Below are 18946 nucleotides of genomic sequence, written 5' to 3'. Positions count from 1 at the left end.
TGATAACCGATGGTTATGACCATGGACGTTCATGTGCGCGACCTTCGCTACTTCGTGGCGGTGGCCGAGGAGTTGCACTTCACCCGCGCGGCCGAACGGCTGTACGTCTCGCAGCCCGCGCTCAGCAAGCAGATTCGGGCGCTGGAGCGGCAGTTGGGCGTCGAGCTGTTCCGGCGTGATCCGCAAGGGGTGCGGCTGACGGAGGCCGGGAGCGTGCTGCTGCCGTGTGCGCGGCAGGTGCTGGACGCCTGGTCGGCGGGGTCAGCGGCGCTGGAGGCCGCCCGCGCGGCGGCGCTCGGCACGCTGGTGGTCGGGATGAGCACCAGTCCGGGGCGCGGCGGCCTGCTCCCGGCGATCCGCTCCCGCTTCACCGCCGCACACCCGGACACCGCGCTGCGGTTGCGCCAGATGAGCTGGGAGGACCCCACGGCGGGCCTGGCCGACGGCACCGCCGACGTCGCCTTCGTCTGGCTGCCCCTCCCCGACGCCGGCCGCTACGCCTGGACGGTGCTCGCGGAGGAGCCACGCCTTGTCGCCCTCCCGGAGTCCCACCCGCTCGCGACCCGCACCGAGATCGACTTCACCGATCTGCTGGACGAGCCCTTTCTCGCCCTGCCACCGAGCGCCGGGCCGCTGCGCGACTACTGGCTCGCCCTGGACGAACGGGACGGCCGCCCGCCGCGTGTGGGCGCGGAGATCGCCGGCACGGAGGAGACCTACGAGGCCCTGGTGGCCGGCCTCGGCATCTGCCTCGTCGCGACGGGCAACGCCCCGCTCATCACCCTGGGCGGAGTCGTCACCCGCCCGGTCCACGGACTCACCCCCAGCCGCTACGCCCTGGCCTGGCGCCGCGAGAACACCGACCACCCTCTCGTACGGGCCTACACGGAGGCCTGCCGACGGGCGACCGGACGGCCGTGACCGGGGGCCGGGCTCACGCCTGTTCCGTCGCGGGCTCGGCGGGGGTCGTGCCCAGTCGGGCCTGTTCCTCCTCGACGATGCGGCGGGCCAGGGCGAGGTCGGAGATGTCCACGGCGTCCGGGGTGGACTCGGCGACCGCGCTGCGGCGGGCGTAGGCGTCGAAGAGGCGGGACTTGTTCTCCAGGAGGCGTACGAGACGTTCGTCCACGCCACCTGTGCAGAGCAGACGGTGCACATGGACCGAGCGGACCTGGCCCATGCGGTGGGCGCGGGCGACGGCCTGGTGTTCGACGGTCGGCTTGAGCTGGGGTTCGCAGAGGATGACGACGGAGGCGGCCTGCATGTTGAGGCCCACTCCCCCGGCCTCGATCTGCGCGAGCAGGACCGCGTGGCCGGGTGCGGCGGCGAAGTCGTCGACGAGTTGCTGCCGGCGGGCGGGCGGCACGCTGCCGGAGATCGGCCCGAAGACCCGGCCGTGCGCCGAGGCCCGGCCCGCCGCCCCTGCCTGAGCGCCCGTCAGTGCGTCCCGCACCGCCCCCAGTACGTCCCGGAAGCCGGAGAACACGACGACCTTCAGCCCGTTCTCGGCGGCCTCCCCCGCTATCTCGCGCAGCCGGTCCAGCTTCGCCGAGCGCTCGGGACTGGCGTACGCGGCCCTGCGCATCGCCATGAAGTTGCCGGCGCGGACGGCCTCGCGGTACGCCTCCTCGTCCGCCGCGCTGGGCTCCTCCCACTCGTCCGTGTGCTGGAGGGCGGGGAGTTCGGTGAGGACGTCCTGCTGGTTGCGCCGCAGGTAGACCGGCGCGACCGCCCTGCGGAACGCCTTCGAACCGGCCACCGAGTCGCGGTCGTCGACGGTCTCGGCCAGGTCGGGCCTGAGGATCCGCACCAGGCTGCGGAACTCCTCGACGCGGTTCTCCATGGGCGTACCGGTCAGGAACAGCACCCGGTCGCAGGTCCCGGCCCATGCGGAGACGGTCCGGGAGCGCAGGGTGTCGGGATTCTTCACGTAGTGCGCCTCGTCGACGACGAGCATGCCCAGCTCGCCCGCGCCGGGCGCCGGGAAGCCGCGCAGGGCGTCGAAGGTGGTGACCGCGACGCCTCCGCGTTCCTTCCAGTCGGCGAACGCCTCCTGCCGTTCGGGGCCGTGCAGCGGTGTCACCCGCAGGGTGCTGCGCTTCTCGATCTCCCGGCTCCAGTTGATCAGCACGCTGGCGGGGCTGACCACCAGGAAGTGGCTCTGTCCGGCGGCGGCGAGGTGCGCGAGCGCGGCGATGGCCTGGATCGTCTTGCCGAGCCCCATCTCGTCGCCGAGGATCGTGCGGCGCTGGGCGAGGGCGAAGCGGGTGCCGAAGGCCTGGTAGCCGCGCAGGGAGACCCGGCGGTGGGTGTCGTCGAGCGTCTGGGTCCGGACCCGCTCGGCCACCTCGTCCGGCAGGAACCCCTCGGCCGCGGCGGGGTCGGGGGCGCGGCCGGAGACCTCGGCGAGCAGGCCGTAGTACTCGGCGGAGCGCAGCTCGAAGTCGACCAGGGCGGCCGGTTCGGACTCCGGTCGGCGCAGCAGGTCGACGCAGGCCTGCGCGAGCAGTTCGGGTACTCCGTCCCGGTCGGCCTGCTCGGTCAGGGCGCGGATCTCGGCGACGGCCGCCAGCGCGCGTGCCCGTGTGGCCTGCCCGGCGAACAGCATGCGCAGCCGCCCGGCCACCGGCCCCGCCTCGGCCAGCAGCGGGCCGAGCTGCCGGGTGAGTGCCGTGGCGGCGTCGACGGCCCGGCGCGCCTCGGGGCCCGCCTCCACCAGGACGCCGAGTGCCTTGACCAGGGCGGTGGTCCGGGGTTCCGGGCGGTCCACGTCGATGTGTACGGCGATGGTGTCCCGTACGGCGTCGGCGATCCGGCGGGCGGCGGCCACCGTCTGGTCGGCGGTCTGCCGGCCGACCCCGGGCAGTTGACGCAGCCGGTACGGCCCTGCGTCCAGGACCTGCCCGACCGTCCGGAACCCGCCCTTCTCCACCTCGCCGAGCCGCAGCCTGCCCTCGGTGACGTCCTTGAGCCGGGCCACCGGGATGACGTCCAGCTCACGCCGGGCCAGGTCGTCGTGGATCGGCGCCAGGGCCTCCCGTACGGCCTCCACGGCGCGCGCGTGGTCGCCGGCCAGCGCCTGTGCCGCCTCGTACAGCCGCCCGCCCCGGGCCACCGTCTCCCGTTCGCTCCGCCCCATCGCGCCCCGGCCCCTTCCCGCCCCTCCCGCCGCGTCCTCGCATCCTGCCATCCGGGCGGGGGCGGTTCCGAGCTCCGGTCCGCGTCCCGTGGCCTCCACTGCTGCGCCGCGCCCACGGCCGGATCGTCCTCGACCCGCTGGCCGTGCTGACCGCAGCCGGCGTGACCGTCCCGGACCTGGCCCCCGGGGACGGCGACACCGCGCTCGCCATGGCCCCGGCCCGCCCGTCCGACCCGGTCACGGCGGCCCTGGAGTCGGCGGCTCGGCGCCCTGTCGTGGCCGCCCACCACGGTCTGCGCCGGCTGACCGCTTCGGGCCGCACCCGTCCGACCGACGGCGCGACCGCTCTCCGGCGCACCGGACTGCACACCGCCGCCCACCTGTTGGATGCCCTGGACACCGCCCTCACCCGCGACGGCGCGACGGCGGCAGTCCCGGCGTGGGGCGACGCCCGGATCCAGCTGGCGGTGAGCCTGGAACCGCATCAGGAGGGTGCTGGAGAGGTCCAGGGCTCAGCCTGACTCCTGCCAGCTGTGCGGTGCGCGGAAGCCCGGGGTGCGTTCCAGGCGGCGCCAGCCCGCCGGGCCGTCCGCGCAGTGCTCCTCGCCGGGGTCGGGGCGGGCGGCGGCGCGGGCGAGGAGGACCGCGGTGAGGGCCGCGATCTCCTCGGCGCTCGCCCTGCCCCTCTCGACGCGCAGTTCGGCGGCGACGGCGCCGGCCGGGGCGCTCACTGCGGGGGGTTGCCGTGCTTGCGCGACGGCAGGTCGGCGTGTTTCGTACGGAGCATCGCGAGCGAGCGGATCAGGATCTCGCGGGTCTGAGCCGGGTCGATGACGTCGTCGACGAGGCCGCGCTCGGCCGCGTAGTACGGGTGCATCAGCTCGGACTTGTACTGCTTGACCATCTCGGCCCGCTTGGCCTCGGGGTCGTCGGCCGCGGCGATCTCGCGCCGGAAGATGACGTTGGCCGCGCCCTCGGCGCCCATCACCGCGATCTCGTTGGTCGGCCAGGCGAAGGCCAGGTCGGCGCCGATGGACTGGGAGTCCAGCACGATGTAGGCGCCGCCGTAGGCCTTGCGCAGGACGATCGAGACGCGGGGGACGGTGGCGTTGCAGTACGCGTACAGCAGCTTCGCGCCGTGCCGGATGATGCCGCCGTGCTCCTGGTCGGCGCCGGGCAGGAAGCCCGGCACGTCGAGCAGGGTCACGATCGGGATGTTGAAGGCGTCGCACATCGTCACGAAGCGGCCGGCCTTCTCCGACGCCGAGATGTCCAGCACCCCGGCCAGGGTCTGCGGCTGGTTGGCGACGATGCCCACCACCCGGCCGTCCAGCCGGGCGAGGCCGCACACGATGTTGCGGGCCCAGCGCTCGTGGACCTCCAGCCAGTCACCGTCGTCGACGAGTTCCTCGATCACCTTGTGCATGTCGTACGGCTGGTTGCCGTCCTGCGGCACCAGGTCGTAGAGCGTGGAGGTGACCCGGTCCGCCGGGTCGTCCGAGGGCTGCACGGGCGGGTTCTGCCGGTTGTTGGAGGGCAGCAGGGAGAGCAGGTAGCGCACTTCCGCCAGGCAGGTCTCCTCGTCCTCGTAGACGAAGTGCGCCACCCCGGACGTGGTGGCGTGCACGTCGGCGCCGCCCAGCGCGTTCTGGGTGAGCTGCGCGCCGGTGACGGCGCTGACCACGTCGGGGCCGGTGATGAACATCTGCGCGGTCTCGCGCACCATGAACACGAAGTCCGTCAGCGCCGGCGAGTAGGCCGCGCCGCCCGCGCAGGGCCCGAGCATCACCGAGATCTGCGGGATCACCCCCGAGGCGCGGGTGTTGCTGCGGAAGATCCCGCCGTAGCCGGCCAGCGCGGAGACGCCCTCCTGGATCCGGGCCCCGGCCCCGTCGTTGAGGCTGACGAGCGGAGCGCCCGCCGAGAGGGCCATGTCCATGATCTTGTGGATCTTCGCCGCGTGCGCCTCGCCGAGCGAGCCGCCGAAGATCCGGAAGTCGTGCGCGTAGACGAAGACCGTCCGGCCGTCGACCGTGCCCCAGCCGGTGATCACCCCGTCCGTGTACGGCCGCCGGTGCTCCAGGCCGAAGCCGCTCGCCCGGTGCCGGCGCAGCTGTTCCACCTCCTGGAAGGAGCCGGGGTCCAGCAGCAGCGCGATCCGCTCGCGGGCCGTCAGTTTCCCTCTGGCGTGCTGCGCCCGGGTCGCCTGCTCCCCCGGGCCGGCCTCGGCCTCCTCCCTGATCCGCGCCAGGCCGGCCAGGTCCTCGCCGGTCACCGCGTGGGTCACCTCGTCGGTCACGGACATGGTTCCTCCTCAACTCTCCTCAGCCGGCGTGCGCGTGCGCGCCCCGCCCGGCGGCGGTCACGCAGGCGCCCGTCCCCGAGCACAGGGCGGCGAACCCGCGGTCCACGTAGACCGCGGGCGCCCCCTTCTCCTCGACGTGCACGGACTGGACCTCGCCGAGCAGGATGATGTGGTCGCCCGCCGGGTAGCGCTCGTGGACCGTGCACTCGACGACCGCGAGCGCCCCGTCGAGCACGGTCCCGCCCCGCGCGGTGCGGATGAACTCCCCGCCCGTGAACTTGTCCGCCGACTTGCGCGCGAAGCGCATCGCCAGCTCGGTGTGGTCCTCGCGCAGCACGCTCACCGCGAACTCGCGGCAACTGTCGAACACCGGGAAGGAGTTGGCCGTACGGGCCAGGCAGACCAGCGCGAGCGGCGGTTCCATCGAGACGGACACGAACGAGCTGGCGGTGAAGCCGTGCGGGACCCCGGTGCGGTCGTGGGCGGTGACGAGCGCCACCCCGGCGGGCACCCGGGCCATGGCGTCCCGGAGGATTCCCTGGTCGGCGGCCATCTTTTGACTCCTTAGGCGAGGCAGGTGGGCAGCCGCCCACCGTTGTAGGCGACCAGCTCCGAGAAGATCTCCATGGCGTCCCGCGGGGGCCGGCCCAGCAGCTCCTCGTGAGCCCGGTGCAGGTTCGCGACGAGGCGCTCCGCGTCCAGCAGTTCGGCGTAGGCGCCGAGGTCCGCCTCGCGCGCGGCCTGAAGCGGGGTCAGTCCGCTGTCGGCCGCCTCGGCCGCGAGGCGCTGGACCCAGCGCAGGTACTCCCGGTTGGCGTCGAGCACCTCGGGTCCCGCGACCGGGCCGTGCCCGGCGACGACCACCTCGGGCTCCAGTGCCGCCAGCCGGTCGAGCGCGGCCAGCGTCCCGGTCACCGAGCCGAACAGCGCGAACGGGGTGACGCCCGACATGACGATGTCCCCCGCGAACAGCACCCGTTCCTCGGGCAGCCAGACCACCACGTCGTGGTCGGTGTGCGCGGGGCCGACACGGATCAGTTCGGCCCGTCGCTCGCCGATGTGCACGGTGAGGTGGTCGCGGAAGGTGACGGTCGGCGGTGTCACCTCGATGTCGCCCCAGTCGACGCGCGGCCAGAGCCCGGTGAGGGCGAGGCCGGTCGTCACCATGGCGGTCCGCATGTCCTCGTGCGCGATGATCTGCGTCCCCGGCGGGAAGACCTGGTTGCCGAAGGCGTGGTCGCCGTGGAAGTGGGTGTTGACCACGGTGCGGGCCGGGCCGGCGGCGAGCTTGTCGACGGTCTCGGCCAGCCGCCGCGCCCTCGGGATCGTCGACAGGGTGTCGACGACGAGGGCGCCGTCGCCGCCCACGACGATGCCCGCGTTGCTGACACACCAGCCGCCGGGGGCCTGCTCGTAGGCGTGCACCCCGTCGGCGACCTCGTGGACGGCGGCCGTCATGACGTCGGCCCGGCGTCGGCGGCGGCCGCCGCCGCGTGGCTGAGCGTGGCCCGGCTGTTGGCGCCGAGCGCGTCGCGCAGATAGGCGCGGGCGTCGGCGACGGTGGTGCCCTCGCCCAGGACCTCCTCGATCCGGGTGGGGTCGATCGCCACGGTGTGGCGGGCGGTGACCGTGTCCTTGTCGAAGAGCCAGGCGCCGCTGTGCCCGGTGAGCAGGGCGGGCGGCACGAGCTGCTTGTAGACGATGGCCTCGCCGGGGAAGCAGAGCCGGATCGAGCGGGTCGTGTGCGCGCTGCCGTCGGTGGTGACGGTCTCCATCGTCATGTCCTGCACGACGGGTGAACGGCCGTCCGCCGCCTCCTCGGTCAGCGTCACCTTCCCCACGTGCGGCAGCCGGTCCGGCCACAGGTCGCTGCGCTCGATGAAGGCGTACGCGTCGTCCCCGGAGGGCACCTGGAGGGTGTCCTCGAACGTGAACAGGAGCTCCTCGACCGGGTGCGGCCGCTCCGCGAGCCGGGCCAGCGCGGCCAGTTCCTTCCCGCTGTTCGTGTCCAGTGCGGCGCGCAGTCCGGGCAGGGCGTCCTCGTCGACGGCGGCGAAGTCGTGGGTCAGCACGATCTCGGTGCCGTCGCCGTCGGCCCGGAACTCCCAGCTCCCGCCCATCGAGGCGATCGGCGGCTGGGTGCGCTCCTGGCGGAAGGTGACCCGCAGCGCGTCGGGGTCCAGGGTCCGGCGGGACGTCCAGGTCTTGACCTGTCCGGCCACGCTCGCCCAGATCCGGAAGCGCTCGGTGCCCCGGTCGCGCTCCAGGATCCGCACGTGCACGGAGGGTTCGAAGACGGCCGGCCAGTGCTCGGCCCGCGCGACCAACTCGTACAGCCGCCGCGCCGGGGCCGGGGTCCTCAGGGTGTGGACCACGCGGTGCTCCACCTGGTGCTCCAACTCGTGTTCGTCCGGCCGGCTCATGCCGCCTCGGCCAGCGCGCCGTTGACCAGGTCGAGCAGCTCACGCGGGGTGTCGACGCGGCCCGCGACGTCGTCGGGGATGGCGACGCCGTAGCGGCTCTCCAGTCGGGCCGCGGTCTCCATCAGGGCGAGCGAGTCGTAGCCGATGGTCTCGAAGCGGGTGTCGAGGATGTCCCCGGACAGCTCCGTCCCGTCCGCCTCTCCGGCGCATTCGATGAGGACGCGGCGCAGGTCGTCGATGGTCAGCAGGGTTGCCATTACGGTCTCCAGTTCTCGGTGTGGCTGGGGGGTGGGTGGCTACGGGGTCGGTTCGGGGCGGCGCAGGACGACCGCCGAGTTGAAGCCCCAGCGGCCCCTGGCCAGGACCAGGGCGGTGCGCAGGGGCGCGGTGCGCGGGGCGCCGAGCACCAGGTCGATGCCGTACTCGCGCGGTACGGAACGCACGCCCGCGGTCGGCGGGATCACGCCTTCGCGCAGGGACATCAGGGCGGTGACCACGTCGAGCGGGCCGCCGCCGGAGTAGAGCCGGCCGGTCGTCGTCTTGGGGACGGTGACGGGGACGCCATGGCTGCCGAAGACCTGGCCGATGGCCCGGGCCTCCGCGGCGTCCAGCTCGGGTACGCCCGCGCCGTCGGCGAAGACGACGTCGACGTCCTCGGGACCGAGCCCGGCGTCGGCCAGCGCGAGCCGGATGGCGCGCTCCAGGCCGGGCGGGCGTCCGGAGCCGGGGGGCGGGTCGAAGGTGGAGGCGCAGCCCGCGAGTTCGCCGTAGGCCTCGTGCCTGCCGCGGGCCTCGGCGGCCTCGCTGTCCTCCAGGACGAGGAGGGCGCCGCCCTCGCCGGGGACGTAGCCGGCCGCCTGCTCGTCGAAGGGCAGATAGGCCCGCTCCGGGTCGGTGGCGGTGCTGATCCGGCCGCTGGCGACCTGCGAGACCCAGCCCCAGGGGTCCAGTGCCGAGTCGACTCCGCCGGAGACGACCAGCGGGGTGCCGCGGCGGATGGTGCGGCGGGCGTGGCCGAGGGCGTCCAGGCCGCCGGCCTGCTCGGCGACCAGGGCGCTGCTCGGGCCGCGCATGCCGTGCCGGATGGAGATCTGGCCGGTGTTCACGGCGTAGAACCACGCGAAGGACTCGTACACGCTGACCGACTTGGGGCCCTCGGTCCACAGTTTGCGGAACTCGCGGTGGGTGAAGTCGAAGCCGCCGCAGGCGTTGGCGGTGACCACGCCCATGTCGTAGTCGGTGAGTGACTCGGGGTCGGCCTTCGCGTCCTGGAGCGCCCAGGCGGCGGCGGTCAGCGCGAGCCGGGTGGAGGGGTCGGTCTGCGGCAGCAGCCGGCCCGGGACGTGGTCGGGTGCGTGGAAGTCGTCGATCTGGCCGGCGAGCGTGGCCGGGTACCGGCTCACGTCGAAGCGGGTGACGGGGCCGAGGCCGATGCGGCCGGCCAGGACGGACGCCCAGTACGGCTCCAGGCCGAGGCCGTTGGGGGCGACGACGCCGACTCCGGTGACGAGGACGCTCATGCGATCGCCCCCGCGGCCTCGGCGCCGCGCAGGACCATGGCGCTCTGGAAGCCGCCGAAGCCGCTGCCCACGGTGAGCACGGTCCCGAGCTTGCGCTCCCGCGCTTCGAGCGGGACGTAGTCGAGGTCGCACTCGGGGTCGCTGGTGTGCAGGTTCGCGGTCGGTGGCACCACCCCGTGTTCGAGGGCGAGCACACTGGCGGCGATCTCCAGCGAGCCGATCGCGCCGAGCGAGTGGCCGACCATCGACTTGATCGAGCTGACCGGGGTGCGCCGGGCGTGGTCGCCGAGCGCCCGCTTGTAGGCCGCGGTCTCGTGCCGGTCGTTCTGCCGGGTGCCGGAGCCATGGGCGTTGATGTAGTCGATGTCGGTGGCGTCCGTACGGGACTCGTCGAGGGCGACCCGGATGGCCTCGGCCATCTCACGGCCGTCGGCCTTGAGCCCGGTCATGTGGTACGCGTTGCAGCGCGTCGCGTAGCCCGGTATCTCGGCGTGGATGTGGGCGCCGCGGGCCAGCGCGCTCTCGTAGTCCTCCAGGACGAACATGGCGGCTCCCTCGGCCAGCACGAAGCCGTCGCGGGTGCCGTCGAACGGCCGCGAGGCGTGCTCCGGGTCGTCGTTGCGCGCCGTGGTGGCGCGGATCGCGTCGAAGCAGGCGACGACGATCGGGGTGATGGGGGTGTCGGCGGCCCCGGCGAGCATCACGTCGGCGCTGCCCTCCTCGATCAGCCGCACCGCGTGGCCCACGGAGTCCAGGCCCGAGGTGCAGCCGTTGGAGACCATCGCGACCGGGCCCTCGGCGCCGACCGCCCAGGCCACTTCGGCCGGCATGACGCTGGGCACCAGGTAGTCGAACATGTGCCGGGACAGCCAGTCCGCGTCGACCTCCCACTCCCGGCCGGAGTCCGACAGCAGCAGGTACTCGCGTTCCAGGCTGGTCGCGGCGGCCACCGCGCTGCCGAGGCTGACACCGACCCGGGTGGGGTCGAGGGTGTCGAAGTCGAGCCCGCTCGCGGTGACGGCCTCCCGGGCGCAGGCCACGGCGAACTGCGAGGCCCGGTCCATGCGGTCGATCTCGCGTGGGCCGAAGCCCTCGGCGACGGGGTCGAAGTCGGCTTCCGCGGCGACCTGCGAGCGGTACGGCGAGGGGTCGAAGAACGAGATCCGGCGCGTCGCCGTCCGTCCCGAGGTGAGCAGTTCCCAGAACTGCCGCGTGCCGTTCCCGCCGGGGGCGCGGACGCCGACGCCCGTGATGACGACTCTGCGCTTCAATCCGAACAGCTCCTTCGATGAGTTCGTCCGGTGGTCGTCGTCATCGTGGGCCGGGTGGCTCGAAAGCGGCTCGAAGGCGGATACGGGACCCCTCGATGCCGGATCCACCGCCGCGGTGTCCGAGCCGTGCCCCAACCCCCTTCGACCGCCGCTCTAGCGTTGCGCCCGAGGCTGGGCGGCTGAGGGACCACGAAGCAGGGAGAGGGACATATGGCCACGCAGCTCTCGAAGGTCGCACTGGTGACCGGCGCGACCAGCGGTATCGGGCTGGAGATCGCCCGCAGGCTCGGCAAGGAGGGGTTGCAGGTTTTCATCTGCGCCCGCGGTGAGGAGGCGCTGCGCACGACGCTGAAGGAGCTGCGGGAGGCGGGGGTCGAGGCGGACGGCCGGACCTGTGACGTCCGCTCGGTCGCCGACATCGAGGCCGTCGTCGCCGCGGCCGTCGAGCGGTACGGCCCCGTCGACGTGCTGGTGAACAACGCGGGCCGGCCCGGCGGAGGTGCCACGGCCGAGCTCGCCGACGAGCTCTGGCTCGATGTGATCGACACCAACCTCACCAGCGTGTTCCGGATGACCCAGCAGGTCCTGAAGGCCGGCGGCATGCTGGAACGGGGCTCGGGCCGGATCATCAACATCGCCTCGACGGGCGGGAAGCAGGGCGTGGTGCACGCCGCCCCGTACTCGGCGTCGAAGCACGGCGTGGTCGGTTTCAGCAAGGCGCTCGGCCTCGAACTGGCGCGGACCGGCATCACGGTGAACGCCGTCTGCCCGGGTTTCGTGGAGACGCCGATGGCCGCGAACGTGCGTGAGCACTACTCGGAGATCTGGGAGGTGTCGACCGACGAGGCCTTCGACCGGATCACCGCGCGGGTGCCGATCGGCCGCTATGTGCAGCCGTCCGAGGTGGCGGAGATGGTGGCCTATCTGATCGGGGACGGGGCGGCCGCGGTGACCGCGCAGGCCCTGAACGTCTGCGGCGGTCTGGGCAACTACTGACGTACGTCCGCGCATACGGTCGGAGCCCCTCGCGATGTGCGAGGGGCTCCGACCGTGGGCGGGCTACGCGAGCACCTGGTCGCCGTTGAGAATCTCCATATGCATCCGCTGGATTTCGGGGGTGGGGTCCACTCCCAACTCGTCGGACAGTATCTGCCGGAGATTTCGGTACGAGGCAAGCGCTTCCGCTCGCCGGCCCACCCGGTAGAGCGCCCCCATCAGCTTGGCGTGCAGGGTCTCGTTCAGCGGATGGGAAATTACCAGGGACCGCAGCTCGGGAATCATGGGCCCTATCCTTCCCAGTCGCCAATTCGCGTCGATACGGAGTTGCACTCCGAAGAGCCGGAGCTCTTCCAGATGAGCGATATGGCACTCGAGCACCGGCCCGCACGGCACCGTGGAGAGCGCCGGGCCCCGCCACAGGTCGAGGCCCGCGTTGAGCGAGGCGAGCGCCTCCTCGGGCCGGTCCTCCTCCAGCAGCCGGCTGCCCTTGCGGATCAGCCGTTCGACGATGGTGACGTCGAGCTCGTCGTCGTCGATCAGCGCGAAGTAGCCGGGTGGCCGGGTCAGGACCAACTCCCGTTCCGCACATGTCACCTGGTGCTCCGCCAGCAGTCGGCGGGTGTGGTAGACGTAGGTCTGGAGGGTGGTCATGGCGCTGCGCGGCGGGCCGTCCCCCCACAGCTCCTCGATGAGCACCCCCGAGCCCACCACTTCATGCCGCCTGAGCAGCAGCAACGCCAGGAGCTGGGTCGCCTTCGACGATTTAAGCGGAATTAACCGCCCCGCATCAGTGATTACATGGACATGCCCCAACAGATTGAATCTCATCCTGCGCCCCCGTCGAGATTCTCCGTTTTCTTTGGGGCGACGATAACAGGCCTACTTGACCGACTTCAACGTGGTTGTTGTCACAAGAGATCAAATAAATCGTCCAAATGTAAATCAGCGCAGCAAGCTGCGCTGATTTACATTTACCGTTTTCTTACCGAGAAACAGGAGCCGGGGCCTCCGAATTCCTGGAATCGGAAATTCCAGCCCCGGCCGATTCCCCGGACGGGTCCTCGCGGCGGAAGAGCCCGTGCGGCCACCACATCCACCGGCCCACGTCGAGCGTGAGCGCGGTGACCAGCACCGACCGCACGATCATGGTGTCGAGCAGGATGCCCACCGCCACCGTGAAGCCGAGCTCGGCGATGAAGACCAGCGGCAGCGTGGCCAGTGCGGCGAAGGTGCCGGCCAGCACCAGACCGGCCGCGGTGATGACACCGCCGGTCGAGGTGAGGCCCTTGAGCGCGCCCTGCCGGGTGCCGAGCCGGTTGCTCTCCTCCCTGATCCGGGTGACGAGGAAGATGTTGTAGTCGACGCCCAGGGCGACCAGGAAGACGAACACCCAGAGCGGGAAGGCCGAATCGGCCCCCGCGAAGTCGAAGACGTGGTTGAAGAAGAAGGCGGCGAGGCCGAGCGCCGTGAAGAAGGACAGCACCACGCTCGCGATCAGCAGCAACGGTGCCACCAGTGCCCGCAGCAGCAGCGCGAGGATGCAGAACACCACGGCGAGGATCACCGGGATGATCAGACCGCGGTCGCGGCTCGAGGCCTCGCGCATGTCGTGCACGACGGCGCTGCTGCCGCCCACCTTCGCCTCGGCCCCCTCCAGCCGGCCGAGGCTCTCGCGGGCCGCGGTGACCGCGTCCATCGCGGCCGGGGAGTCGGCGCCGGCGGCCAGCGTCACCTCGACGAAGGCCAGCCCGTCCTTGACCTGGGGCTCGGCGACCTCGTTGACACCGGGCACCTTCTGCAGCGCGCCGCGCACCTCGGCCGCCGCGGAGCCCTTGGCGATGACGACCATCGGCTCACCGGAGCCGGCCGGGAAGTGCCGGGCCAGGATCTCCTCGCCCACCACCGACTCCGGCTTGGTCTTGAAACCGTCCTTCTGCTGGAGCCCGTCGGCGCTCAGGGTGACGGCCAGCGTGGCCACCGCGCCCAGCACCAGGGTGGTCGTGATCCAGACCGTGCGGGGGCGGCCGGAGACCAGCCGGGCGACCCGCGTCCACACGCCCCGGGTGACGTCGGGGTCCGTACCGTGCTTGGGCCGGGCCGGCCAGAAGATCCAGCGGCCGAAGATCACCAGCAGGGCGGGCAGCAGCGTCATCATCGACAGCAGGCCCACCAGTACACCGACGGCGCAGACCGGACCGAGGCCCTTGGTGGAGTTCAGCGCGGCCAGCAGCAGCACGAGCATGCTGATCGCGACGGTGGCGGCGCTGGCCACGATGGCGGGTCCCGCGCGGTGCAGCGCCACGGCCATGGCCTCGTGCCGGTCCTCGTGCCGCCGCAGCTCCTCCCGGTAGCGGGCGACGAGCAGCAGCGCGTAGTCGGTGGCCGCGCCGAGCACCAGCACCGTGAGGATCATCGCGGTCTGGGCGTTGACCGTGAGTCCGGCGTTCTTGGCCAGCAGATAGATGATGGCCTGCGAGATCACCAGGGACATGCCCGCGGAGATCATCGGCAGCAGCCAGAGCAGCGGACTGCGGTAGGTGACGACGAGGATCGTCACGACGATGAGCAGGGTGACCAGAGTGAGTTTGAAGTCGGCGCTGCTGAACGACTCGGCGGAGTCGGCTGCGTAGCCGGTCGGGCCGGTCACATGGACGCCGAGATCGTCGGGCGCGTTGGGCTGTGCGACCTTGCGCAGGTCCTTCGTGGCCTCGTTGAGGCCCTCCCAACCCTCCTTGCCGAGGTGGACGTTGACCACGGTGCGCAGGGCCTTGCCGTCCTCGGAGCGCACCGGGCCGAACGGCTTGCCCACCACGTTCTTGCCGTCGGCGAACTTCACGGCGTCGGCACGAGCCTTCGCCTCGTCGGCGGCCGTGATCCCGGAGGCGCGGTCGTAGACGACGATGGCCGGGCTGGTGTCGGCGGGCTGGAACTTCTCGGAGAGTTCGAGCACTTCGGTCGATTCCGCGTTGCCCGGCAGCCATGCGGCGGCGTCGTTGGACTCGACGTCGCCGAGCTTGCCGGCCAGCGGCTGGAGCACGATGAGCAGACCGATCCAGCCGACGAGCACCAGCCACTTGACCCGGCGCCCACCGGGCCAGGCCAGCAGTTTGCGTGTCATCTAGAAACCCTCTTCCTCACGAGGCTTGGGCGGCAGCCGGAAGGCCAGCGCGAAGGACACAGCGAGCAGCCCGATCACGACCCAGAGCGTGCGGACCATCGCGGTGCTGAAGTTCTCGGTGTGGGCCGTCTGCCAGGCCCGCCCGGTGGCCTCGGCCAGCTCCGGCCGGACCTGCTGGATGTCGCGGCAGCTCGCGGGCGTGTGGTCGGAGTCCTTCTGGCTCGCCGAGTCCCGCAGGCACTCCCGCAGGTCGGCCAGGAGCCGGTCCTGCTCGGCCGGGGTCGCCCCGGCGGCGCTGAGCTCGGCCCGGGTGCGGCTCGCGCCGTCGGCGACGCTCGCCGTGGCCTGGGAACCGAGCAGCCCGAAGAACAGGGTCGCGAGCACGGCGACACCGACCGCGAACCCCAGTTGCTGGACCGCGGTGAGGACGCCGGAGGCGGTGCCGGCCTCCTGCTTGTCGACGTCGGCCAGGGCGATGTCGAAGAGCAGACCGATCATGATGCCCATGCCGAGTCCGGCCACGGCGATGCCGGGCACGAGTTCCCAACTGGTCAGGCCGCCGGCCTGGTCGCCGATGGTCAGCAGCATGATCAGTACGCCGACCGCCATCACGACGAGCCCGCCGTGCAGGGCCTTGCGGCCGAACTTGGCGCCCAGCACGGCGCCGGTCAGGATGGCGCCGACCACCAGGAACACCGACCAGGGCATCATCGTCAGCGCCGCCCGGGTCGGGCTGAAGCCCAGGCCGATCTGCAGGTGCAGGCCGAGCAGCAGCGACATTCCGGAGATGCCGGTGAAGAACACCAGCGCCACCGCGAGTCCGGCGGCGTAGCGGGACCTGCGCAGCAGGCTGAGCTCGATGAGCGTCGCGCCGCCGCGCCTCTCCTGGCGCAGTTCGTAGGCGACGAAGGCGGCGAGGACGGCCGCGCCGGCCACCATCAGCACGAACGTCCAGGCGGGCCAGTCGCGTTCGCGGCCCTGGACGAGCGGGAAGATCAGCAGGGTCAGACCGAGCGTCACCAGCAGCATGCCGCCGATGTCGAACTTGGGCCGCACGGGCGCCTTGCCCTCCGGCAGCAGCAGCACCGCGCCGATGACCACGGCTGCCCCGATCGGCAGGTTGATCAGGAAGACCGACCGCCAGCCGCTGCCGAACAGGTCGGCGTCGACAAGGAATCCGGCCACGATCGGGCCGAGCACGGCGCCCAGTCCGATGGCGGGCCCGAACGCGCCGAACGCCGCCGCGGTCTCCTTGGGCGGGAACATCTGCTTGATGAGGCCGAGGCCCTGGGGAATCATCAGCGCGCCCAGCCCGCCCTGCAGGAAGCGCGCGGCGATGAGCATCTCGGAACTGCCCGACGCCGCGCACAGCACGGAGGCCAGGGTGAAGCCGACGGCGCCGATGACGAACATGCGCTTACGACCGTAGATGTCACCGAGCCGGCCACCGACCACGAGCAGGACGGCGAAGGCGAGCGTGTACCCGACGGTGATCCACTGGATGACGCTGAGGCTGCCGCCCAGGTCGGCGCGGACCGCGGGCGCGGCGATGTTCATGACCGTGCCGTCGAGCAGGTCCATGATCTCGGCGCCGAGGATGACGGCGAGCGCGGCCCAGCGGCGCGCGTAGGCCGGCGACTCCGACGCCGACTCGGCCGTGGGTTCGGCGGCGGTCGCGTCCGGGGTGGGTTTCTGGTCCGGGACCAGCGCCGTCGGTGGCGCCGTTCCCCTGTCCGGTTCGTCTGGTTCAACGGAACTCATGGCATCCCCCGAGATCCTCGACAACAGGTCCATGAACGACCACCGTTCTATAGTGGAACGGTGGTCGTGTCAAGAAACGGTGGCCGTCGATGCCATACGATGAGGGCCATCCCTGTTGCGAAGCGAAGGAAGGAGGCCCATGCCCGAGGAGATCCCCGTACCGCCCTGGCGCCGGCCGAAGAAGGCGCCGCCGCGGATGCCCCTGACCCAGGACCGGATCGTCGACACGGCGCTCGGCATCCTCGACGCCGAGGGCCTCGACGCGCTCAGCATGCGGCGGCTCGCGCAGGAGCTGAAGACCGGCCACGCCTCGCTGTACGCGCACGTGGGGAACCGGGACGAGCTGCTCGACCTCGTCTTCGACCTGGTGCTGACCGAGGTCGAGATCCCGGAGCCGGAGCCGGGCCGCTGGGCGGAGCAGGTCAAGGAGATGTGCCGGTCACTGCGGCGGATGTTCCTGGCCCATCGGGACCTGGCGCGCATCGCGATCGACCGGGTCCCGCTCGGCCCCAACGGGATCCTGGGGATGGAGCGCACCCTGAACCTGCTGCGCGCGGGCGGTCTGCGGGACGAACTGGCCGCCTACGGGGGCGATCTGCTGTCGACGTTCGTCACGGCGGAGGCGCTGGAGCAGTCGTCCCGGCACTCCGGTGCGGAACAGAGCGAGGAGCAGGCCGGCATGTTCGCCGACCAGCTCCACGGCTATCTGAAGTCGCTGCCGGCCACCCAGTTCCCGAACCTGGTCCACCTGGCCGGCCCGATCACCTCGCTCGACTCCGACCGCCGCTTCGAGCTCGGCCTGGAGATCATCATCGCCGGCCTGGTGGCCGGGGCCGGCGACGACGGGGACTACATGAACGGCGCTGCCGGCACCGACGGCACCGAAGAGGCTGACAACGCCGTCAGGACGGCAGGATCGACCCTTCCGGGGTCATGAAGACGGCCTTCGGCGGTCCCATGAGCCCGGGCAGAGAGCTCAGCGCCTCCCGCAGCCTCGCCGAACGCGGGTCGGCGCTGAAGTTCTCCCGGTAGGCCTCCTCGCTCTCCCACTGGGCGTAGTTGACGACCGCCGTGCCGTCCGTGCTCGCGTGGTACGTGGCCGACAGGAAGCCGGGCACCTCACGGATCCACTCCTGCACCCCGCCCGTGGCCAGCTCCACCAGCTTGCGCTGGGTGGCGGGGCCGTCCACCGGGAAGGTGACGACGGCGACAAAGCCCACCTGAGGGTCGTTCACTTCAGCCATCGTTGCTCCTCCTCAACAGCTCTCCGGCATACAGCGTCGCTCCCGGCCCGAACTGCAGCCCGATATGGCTCGCGGCCGCGTGCACATCGCGCCACAACCGCTGCATCGGGCTGTCCTCGGCCTGCGCCCGGGTGCCCGCGGAGGCGAACAGACGGTCGGTCGCGGCGGTCAGCAGCTCGGCCGCCAGGGCACAGTCCCGCGCCCCCCGGCCCACGAGCTCCGCGGTCACCCCGCCGGCGTCGGCGGCCGCGGCGACCCGCTCCAGCAGCAGCTGGGCCGCGTCGATCTCACCGGTCGCCCGGGCCAGCGTGTGCTCGTACAGCACCCGGTCCTGGGAGGAGACGGCGTTCTGCCCGGTCGGCCCGGCCAGCTTCGCGGCGATCCACGACGTCCACACGGCGGCGGCGCCACGGGCCGCGCCGAGCATCGGCAGCGCGAAGGCCAACCCGTTGACCGCCCGCATCGGCACGGTGTGGCAGATCGCCTCGGCACCCGGACCGAGGCCGGACGCGATGGCCGCCCGGGTGCAGGCCCGCTCGTCCGGCACGAACACCCCGTCGAGCACGAGGGTGTTGCTGCCCGTGCCGCGCATGCCCATCGGGTACCAGCTGTCGACGATGCCGTACGCCTCACGCGGCACCGCGAAGAACCACGGCTCCTGCCCCGCCATGGCGCACACCAGCGCCCAGTCGGAGTGGTCGACGACGCTGACGAACGGCCAGGTGCCCGAGACCTGCCAGCCACCCGCCGTCCGCTCGGCTCGACCGAGCGGCATCAGGGCGCCGACGATCAGGGCGTCCGGGCCCTCGGACCACAGCTCGGCCCGGCCCTCCTGCGGCAGATAGGCGGCCATCCGGCCGAGGCTCGCCGTGAGCGAGGCGTACCAGGCCGTCGAGGCGCAGGCCTCCCCCAGTACCGCGACCGGCTCCACGAGTTCGGCGAAGGTCGCGGCCCGGCCGCCGTGCGCCACCGGCACGAAGTGGGCGGCGAACCCGGCTTGGAGGACCGCGCGGACGACGTCGGGGCTCAGCCGGCGCTGCTGCTCGGCCTCGGCCGTCCGCTTCCCGGCGAGCTCGGCGATCCGGCGCGCCCCGGACAGCAGCGGTGACCGCTCCTGGGTCTCCTGGGTCTCCTGGACGTCCTGGGTCTCCTCGGTCATCGCGTCC

The 18946-nt window shown here is 72.1% G+C and carries 18 protein-coding genes; 4 read left to right on the top strand and 14 right to left on the bottom strand.

The genetic code is table 11. The features are described 5' to 3' along the window. Positions 1-15 precede the first annotated feature (15 nt). Entirely contained in the window at positions 16-921 is a 906-nt protein-coding gene (locus ACFZBP_RS32710) for a LysR substrate-binding domain-containing protein (RefSeq protein WP_391418474.1), read from the top strand. A 13-nt stretch (positions 922-934) separates the two neighbouring features. Here ACFZBP_RS32710 and ACFZBP_RS32705 read toward each other — a convergent pair whose 3' ends face one another. Beyond that, complete coding sequence (locus ACFZBP_RS32705) at positions 935-3139, bottom strand: SNF2-related protein (protein WP_391418471.1); 2205 nt, start codon at positions 3137-3139, stop codon at positions 935-937. Between the two features lie 143 nt (positions 3140-3282). Between ACFZBP_RS32705 and ACFZBP_RS32700 the strand changes: the two genes are divergently transcribed. Further along, entirely contained in the window at positions 3283-3660 is a 378-nt protein-coding gene (locus tag ACFZBP_RS32700) for a hypothetical protein (protein ID WP_391418469.1), read from the top strand. On the opposite strand, the gene ACFZBP_RS32695 is transcribed toward ACFZBP_RS32700, so the two are convergent. From ACFZBP_RS32695 to ACFZBP_RS32660, 8 genes are read right to left on the bottom strand one after another with little or no spacing between them, the layout of a single operon-like run. After that, positions 3652-3870 (bottom strand): acyl-CoA carboxylase epsilon subunit, encoded by a 219-nt coding sequence (locus ACFZBP_RS32695; RefSeq protein WP_383457894.1) that lies wholly within the window; start codon positions 3868-3870, stop codon positions 3652-3654. The two genes, ACFZBP_RS32700 and ACFZBP_RS32695, sit on opposite strands and share 9 nt — an antisense overlap. After that, positions 3867-5444 (bottom strand): carboxyl transferase domain-containing protein, encoded by a 1578-nt coding sequence (locus tag ACFZBP_RS32690; protein WP_391418467.1) that lies wholly within the window; start codon positions 5442-5444, stop codon positions 3867-3869. The genes ACFZBP_RS32695 and ACFZBP_RS32690 overlap by 4 nt, the downstream gene beginning before the upstream one ends. Positions 5445-5463: 19 nt before the next feature. Continuing rightward, on the bottom strand, positions 5464-5997 hold the full coding sequence (locus tag ACFZBP_RS32685) for a flavin reductase (protein WP_391418465.1): 534 nt from the start codon (positions 5995-5997) through the stop codon (positions 5464-5466). Positions 5998-6008: 11 nt separating this feature from the next. Next, positions 6009-6902, bottom strand: a complete 894-nt coding sequence (locus ACFZBP_RS32680; RefSeq protein ID WP_062718358.1) for an MBL fold metallo-hydrolase — start codon at positions 6900-6902, stop codon at positions 6009-6011. Then, complete coding sequence (locus ACFZBP_RS32675; protein ID WP_391418461.1) at positions 6899-7867, bottom strand: SRPBCC family protein; 969 nt, start codon at positions 7865-7867, stop codon at positions 6899-6901. Before ACFZBP_RS32675 ends, ACFZBP_RS32680 begins: the two co-directional genes overlap by 4 nt. Then, positions 7864-8124: an acyl carrier protein gene (locus tag ACFZBP_RS32670; RefSeq protein WP_062718362.1), complete on the bottom strand. Its 261-nt coding sequence runs from the start codon at positions 8122-8124 to the stop codon at positions 7864-7866. The genes ACFZBP_RS32675 and ACFZBP_RS32670 overlap by 4 nt, the downstream gene beginning before the upstream one ends. 39 nt (positions 8125-8163) lie before the next feature. Next, on the bottom strand, positions 8164-9387 hold the full coding sequence (locus ACFZBP_RS32665) for a beta-ketoacyl synthase N-terminal-like domain-containing protein (RefSeq protein ID WP_391418458.1): 1224 nt from the start codon (positions 9385-9387) through the stop codon (positions 8164-8166). Next, complete coding sequence (locus ACFZBP_RS32660) at positions 9384-10793, bottom strand: beta-ketoacyl-ACP synthase II (protein ID WP_391418456.1); 1410 nt, start codon at positions 10791-10793, stop codon at positions 9384-9386. The genes ACFZBP_RS32665 and ACFZBP_RS32660 overlap by 4 nt, the downstream gene beginning before the upstream one ends. Positions 10794-10868: 75 nt before the next feature. Between ACFZBP_RS32660 and ACFZBP_RS32655 the strand changes: the two genes are divergently transcribed. Continuing rightward, positions 10869-11654, top strand: a complete 786-nt coding sequence (locus ACFZBP_RS32655; RefSeq protein WP_383457911.1) for a 3-oxoacyl-ACP reductase — start codon at positions 10869-10871, stop codon at positions 11652-11654. A gap of 63 nt (positions 11655-11717) precedes the next feature. Here ACFZBP_RS32655 and ACFZBP_RS32650 read toward each other — a convergent pair whose 3' ends face one another. The 3 genes from ACFZBP_RS32650 to ACFZBP_RS32640 all read right to left on the bottom strand — a co-directional run bounded on the left by ACFZBP_RS32650 (position 11718) and on the right by ACFZBP_RS32640 (position 16536). After that, on the bottom strand, positions 11718-12485 hold the full coding sequence (locus tag ACFZBP_RS32650; protein WP_383457914.1) for a BTAD domain-containing putative transcriptional regulator: 768 nt from the start codon (positions 12483-12485) through the stop codon (positions 11718-11720). A gap of 154 nt (positions 12486-12639) precedes the next feature. Next, complete coding sequence (locus ACFZBP_RS32645) at positions 12640-14775, bottom strand: MMPL family transporter (RefSeq protein ID WP_391418453.1); 2136 nt, start codon at positions 14773-14775, stop codon at positions 12640-12642. Continuing rightward, complete coding sequence (locus tag ACFZBP_RS32640) at positions 14776-16536, bottom strand: MFS transporter (protein ID WP_391418450.1); 1761 nt, start codon at positions 16534-16536, stop codon at positions 14776-14778. Between the two features lie 139 nt (positions 16537-16675). On the opposite strand from ACFZBP_RS32640, the gene ACFZBP_RS32635 reads away from it, so the two are divergent. After that, positions 16676-17473, top strand: coding sequence for a TetR/AcrR family transcriptional regulator C-terminal domain-containing protein (locus ACFZBP_RS32635; protein ID WP_391418448.1), 798 nt, complete (start codon positions 16676-16678; stop codon positions 17471-17473). Here ACFZBP_RS32635 and ACFZBP_RS32630 read toward each other — a convergent pair. Further along, a complete protein-coding gene (locus ACFZBP_RS32630) occupies positions 17439-17780 on the bottom strand; it encodes an antibiotic biosynthesis monooxygenase (protein WP_383457925.1) in 342 nt (113 codons plus the stop codon). The two genes, ACFZBP_RS32635 and ACFZBP_RS32630, sit on opposite strands and share 35 nt — an antisense overlap. Beyond that, complete coding sequence (locus ACFZBP_RS32625) at positions 17773-18939, bottom strand: acyl-CoA dehydrogenase family protein (protein WP_391419078.1); 1167 nt, start codon at positions 18937-18939, stop codon at positions 17773-17775. The genes ACFZBP_RS32630 and ACFZBP_RS32625 overlap by 8 nt, the downstream gene beginning before the upstream one ends. Between the last annotated feature and the right edge of the window lie 7 nt (positions 18940-18946).

It is taken from the genome of Streptomyces sp. NPDC008086 (genome assembly GCF_042957325.1).
In the GTDB taxonomy this organism is placed as follows: domain Bacteria; phylum Actinomycetota; class Actinomycetes; order Streptomycetales; family Streptomycetaceae; genus Streptomyces.
The sequence above is the reverse complement of the archived record's forward strand: the minus strand, read 5'-3'. Positions and strand labels throughout refer to the sequence as shown.